At 74.0% G+C, this 4,323-nt stretch carries 4 protein-coding genes and 1 riboswitch; of the genes, 2 read left to right on the top strand and 2 right to left on the bottom strand.

Annotation, left to right across the window (positions count from 1 at the left end; genetic code table 11):
- Window positions 1-76: 76 nt before the first annotated feature.
- Together ACOJTC_RS26335 and ACOJTC_RS26330 are read right to left on the bottom strand one after the other, a co-directional pair.
- Window positions 77-706 carry a DUF305 domain-containing protein gene (locus ACOJTC_RS26335; RefSeq protein ID WP_420118903.1) on the bottom strand — a complete coding sequence of 210 codons (630 nt, stop codon included), beginning with the start codon at window positions 704-706 and terminating at the stop codon, window positions 77-79.
- 62 nt (window positions 707-768) lie between these two features.
- Window positions 769-1,299, bottom strand: a complete 531-nt coding sequence (locus ACOJTC_RS26330) for a hypothetical protein (protein WP_420118902.1) — start codon at window positions 1,297-1,299, stop codon at window positions 769-771.
- Window positions 1,300-1,572: 273 nt separating this feature from the next.
- Between ACOJTC_RS26330 and ACOJTC_RS26325 the strand changes: the two genes are divergently transcribed.
- Window positions 1,573-2,916 carry a YibE/F family protein gene (locus tag ACOJTC_RS26325; RefSeq protein WP_420118901.1) on the top strand — a complete coding sequence of 448 codons (1,344 nt, stop codon included), beginning with the start codon at window positions 1,573-1,575 and terminating at the stop codon, window positions 2,914-2,916.
- A 166-nt stretch (window positions 2,917-3,082) separates the two neighbouring features.
- A riboswitch (cyclic di-AMP (ydaO/yuaA leader) is annotated at window positions 3,083-3,214 on the top strand.
- 3 nt (window positions 3,215-3,217) lie between these two features.
- Window positions 3,218-4,243, top strand: a complete 1,026-nt coding sequence (locus ACOJTC_RS26320) for a coiled-coil domain-containing protein (protein ID WP_420118900.1) — start codon at window positions 3,218-3,220, stop codon at window positions 4,241-4,243.
- Window positions 4,244-4,323 lie beyond the last annotated feature (80 nt).

Genomic DNA, 4,323 nt, shown 5'->3' with positions numbered 1-4,323 from the left:
GGCGGGGCCGCCCCGCCTCGCCGCGTGGCCGGGCGCTGCGTGGCCCCCCCCCCCCCCCACGCCTCACGGGTGGCGGTCAGAGCCGGGCGAGGATCTTCCGCATGGTGTCGATCTCGCCCTGCTGGGTGGCGACGATCTGCTGCGCCATGGCACGCGCCCCGGCGTGCCGGCCGTCCGCCACCTCCTGCCGGGCCATGGTGATCGCACCCTCGTGGTGGGCGATCATCAGGCTGAGGAAGAGCCGGTCGAAGTCCCGACCGGTCGCCCCCTCCAACCGGGCCAGGTCGGCGTCGGACATCATCCCCGGCATGCCGTGGTCCATCCCCGGCAGGTGACCGCCGGCCGGGCTGTCGGACGGGACGGGCCGGCCCCAGGCGGCGAGCCAGCCGGTCAGGGTGGCGATCTCCGGGGCCTGGGCGGCGCGGATCCGTTCGGCCAGCCGGGTGACCTCCGGATCGGCGGCCCGGCTCCCGGCCAGCTCCGACATCCGTACCGCCTGCCGGTGGTGCGGGATCATCATCTGGGCGAACATCACGTCGGCCGGGGCGACCCCGGCGGACTCGGAGGCGGCCGGGGCGGCACCCACGGCCGGGCGGCCGTGGCCGCCGTCGGTGGAGTGGTCGCCGCCGCAGGCGGACAGGGCGACGACGGTGCTGAGCGCGACGCCGGCCAGGGTGGCACGGCGCGCGCGACGACGAGTGGACACGGGCAGACCTTTCGGTACGACGGAGACGGACGCGGGACGCGGCGGAGCCACGTCGGGGCGTCCTATCTGCGCAGTACCGACACCGAGGCGAGGCGGAGCCCGAGCGGACGGGGTGGCGGGGCGCGCGGCTCCCGGGGCCGCGACGGCGGACGGGACACCCCGGCCGGCCTGGACCGCACCGCGAAGAGCAGCACCAGTACCGTCACGGTGAGCGCCCCGAGCACCGCCAGGCAGACGCTCCACGCCGTCGACGGGCTGTCGGGCGACCCGCCGGGCAGGGCCGCCGCGCACCCGTCCCCGCACCCCCGCAGGGTCGGGTCCGCCACCGCGACGCCCCACCCCGGACCGACCGGGACACCCCACACCGCAGGGGTCAGGTGCATCAGGTCCGTCGCCGGCACGGGGACGGACGACCTGTCGGCGGCGGGCCGGTGCGGGTCGTCGGTCGACGTGCCGTGGCCGGTGGGGTGGCCGCCGCCGGGGTGCGCGTCGTGGCCGAGGGTGTGCATCGCGGAGAGCCCCAGCAGCGTGCCGACGAGCAGGAGCAGCCGCAGCCACCGCCCGGTCGTCGTCGCCGTACCCGCCCGCCGCACGGCTCCACGCTAGCGTGCCCGGGCCGCCCTGCGGGCCGGTACGGGTGGGTCGGCGCGCGTCGGGGCCCGGCCCGTCGGGGCCGGGTGCGGGGTGGCTGCCGGGACCGGCCGGTGCCGCCCGCCGCCGGCGCCCCCTCGACCTACCGTGGGCAGGGCGAACCGGGCGGGCCGGGGTGGTGGCTACCATCGTCCGACGATGACCCGCCGTCCGTGGTGAACCGGCTGGCCGGCTGACACGTATCCCGTCCCGGATCGTTGGGAGAACTCGCACACATGGGCGCCGACCACACCCGTCCCGCTCCGTCCACCCCGCCACGGGTGCGGCGGCTCCTCGTCATGACGGTGGTGCCGCTCATCGTGGTCACGGTGATCGCCACGCTGGTGCTCTGGCCCGGTGCGACCCCGAAGATCGACCAGGGTGAGCAGGTGCCCCGCCACCACGGCACGGTGACCCGGGTGGTGACCGAACCGTGCCCGCCCGCCCCGCAGACCCCCGACGGCCCCCCCGGGGTGGCCGACGGACCGTGCGGGACGGTGACGGTCGCCGTCGAGCAGGGGCCGGACGCGGGCCGTGAGGTGCAGACGCCGGTGCCGTCCGGGCCGGGAGCGCCGACGGTGGCGGTCGGCGACGAGGTGGTGCTCGTCGCGTTGGCCGACCCGAGTGATCCGTCGGCGAGCAGCTACCACATCGCCGAGCACCAGCGGGGCATGCCGTTGCTCTGGCTGGTCGCCCTGTTCGCGGCGGCGATCGTGGCGTTCGGCCGGCTGCGCGGACTCGCCGCCCTGGCCGGCCTCGGGGCCAGCTTCGCCATCCTGTTGACCTTCGTGGTGCCGGGCATCTCCGCCGGGGGCGCGCCGCTGCCGATCGCGGTCACCGGAGCCGCGTTGATCATGTTCGTGGTGCTGTACCTGACCCACGGGATCACCGCGCAGACCTCGGTGGCGGTGCTGGGCACGTTGGGCAGCCTGGTGCTGACCGGCGTGCTGGGCACGCTGGCCACCGCCGCCACCCACCTGACCGGGTTCGGCAGCGAGGAGGCCACCACGCTGTCGATGTACCAGCGTGACGTGGACCTGCACGGCCTGCTGCTGGCCGGGATCATCATCGGGTCGCTCGGCGTGCTCGACGACGTCACGGTCACCCAGGCGGCCACCGTCACCGAGTTGGCGCACGCCAACCCGGGGCTGTCCCGGTTGCAGCTCTACCGGGCGGCGACCCGGGTCGGCCGGGCGCACATCGCGTCCACGGTCAACACGATCGTGCTGGCGTACGCGGGCGCGTCACTGCCGTTGCTGCTCCTGCTCACCGCCGACAGCCGCCCGGTGAGCCAGATCCTCACCAGCGAGTTCCTGGCCCAGGAGATCGTCCGCAGCGCGGTGGCGACCCTCGGCCTGGTGGCGGCGGTGCCGCTGACCACCGGGTTGGCCGCGCTGGTCGTGACCGCCGGGCGGGGACCGGCCGACGCCGGTACGACCGGGTCGCCGCCCACCCCACGTCCCGCCCCCGACCGTGCCGAGGCGCTGGAGGCGTTGAGCGCGCCCCGGTACGGCGAACCGTCCACCCCGGCCCCCGCACGATGGCCAGACCCGGAAAGGAGCACGGACACCGCATGGTGACACTGCGCTGCGTGACCGGAGGCGAGGTCACGCCTGTCGGTCGCGTCACTGATTACCCCTCGCTATCGGGAAAATACTCATTTGGTCGGGTTGCGGGCGTAGATCCCCGGTACGACTCTCGGGTAACCTCGCTGCCGGTCACCGCCGAAGGCGCCCACCGGCGCCAGCGGTGCCACCGCCCAATCGCCGTACGGCGAGCCGGGGAACCGAGCACCTGGGGTGAATCCGCGCCAGCGGTAGGGGCCACTTCCGTCCCGAACCCGTCAGCTAACCCGGTCGGCGGTCGACGGAAGGGAAAACTGTGACGGCACCCCTACGCCGCTGGTTGACGCCGGCAGTGGCCGTACTCGCCGCCCTGGCGATCGTCGCCGGACCGACCGCCGCCCCCGCGACGGCCGCGCCCAACGCGCCCACCCCCTCGGGGCACGAGGAGGACGACGAGCCGAAGCTGCTCACCGACGTCATCGAGGCCACCAACCGGGAGTACTCGGCGGCGAAGACCCGGCTGGAGAAGTCCAAGAAGCGCCAGCTCGAATACGCCATCGAGGTGGAGAAGGCGGAGCAGGAGCTGGCGGCGCTGGCCCCGCAGGTCACCGAGATCGCCGCCCAGTCGTACCGGACGGGTCGGGTCGGCGCGGTCGCCGCGCTGCTGGAGAGCGACGCGCCGGACGCCTTCGTCCGTCGGGCCGCCGCCCTGGACGAGCTGAACATGGTCAACGCCGGCAAGCTGGCCGAGGTCAACAAGGTCAAGACCCGGGCCGAGCAGGCCAAGCTCGCCGTCGACGCCGAGGTCCGGGAGCAGCAGAAGCAGGCCAACCTGATGGCCAAGAAGAAGACCGAGGCCGACAAGGCACTGGCCCTGGTCGGCGGTCGGGGCTTCACCGGCGGCCTGGTCGACGCGACGTCCCCGGTGGCCCGCGTCGCACCCGGCCAGACCGCCAACGGCGACTGGCGCGGGGAGTCGTGCAGCGAGAACGACCCGACCACGTCCGGCTGCATCACCCCGCGCACGCTGCACATGTACAAGGAGGTCAAGCGGGCCGGGTTCAACCGGTTCGTCGGCTGCTACCGCCCCGGCGGGCCGTGGGAGCACCCCAAGGGCAGGGCGTGCGACTGGTCGTTGCAGAACAGCGGGTTCAGCCCGTGGCACAACAACGACACCCGGATGTACGGCAACAACCTCGCCGCGTTCCTGATCCGCAACTCGGACCGGCTGGGCATCTACTACGTGATCTGGAACCGGCAGATCTGGTTCCCGGCCAACGGCTGGAGTTCGTACTCGGGGCCGTCCAACCACACCGACCACGTCCACGTGTCACTGCTGTAGCGACCGTGTTCGGCACCGCACCACCGGCCCCGATGAGTTGTTCGGGCCACGCATGACGAAGGCCGCCCGGCTGAGCCGGG

This window comes from Micromonospora sp. (assembly GCF_048594385.1).
Lineage (GTDB): Bacteria > Actinomycetota > Actinomycetes > Mycobacteriales > Micromonosporaceae > Micromonospora > Micromonospora wenchangensis.
This window is presented reverse-complemented; position numbering and strand designations above follow the sequence as displayed.

Coding starts and splice junctions, on each gene's coding strand:
- ACOJTC_RS26325 (WP_420118901.1), top strand. CDS start 1,573: ATGGGCGCCGACCACACCCGTCCCGCTCCGTCCACCCCGCCACGGGTG.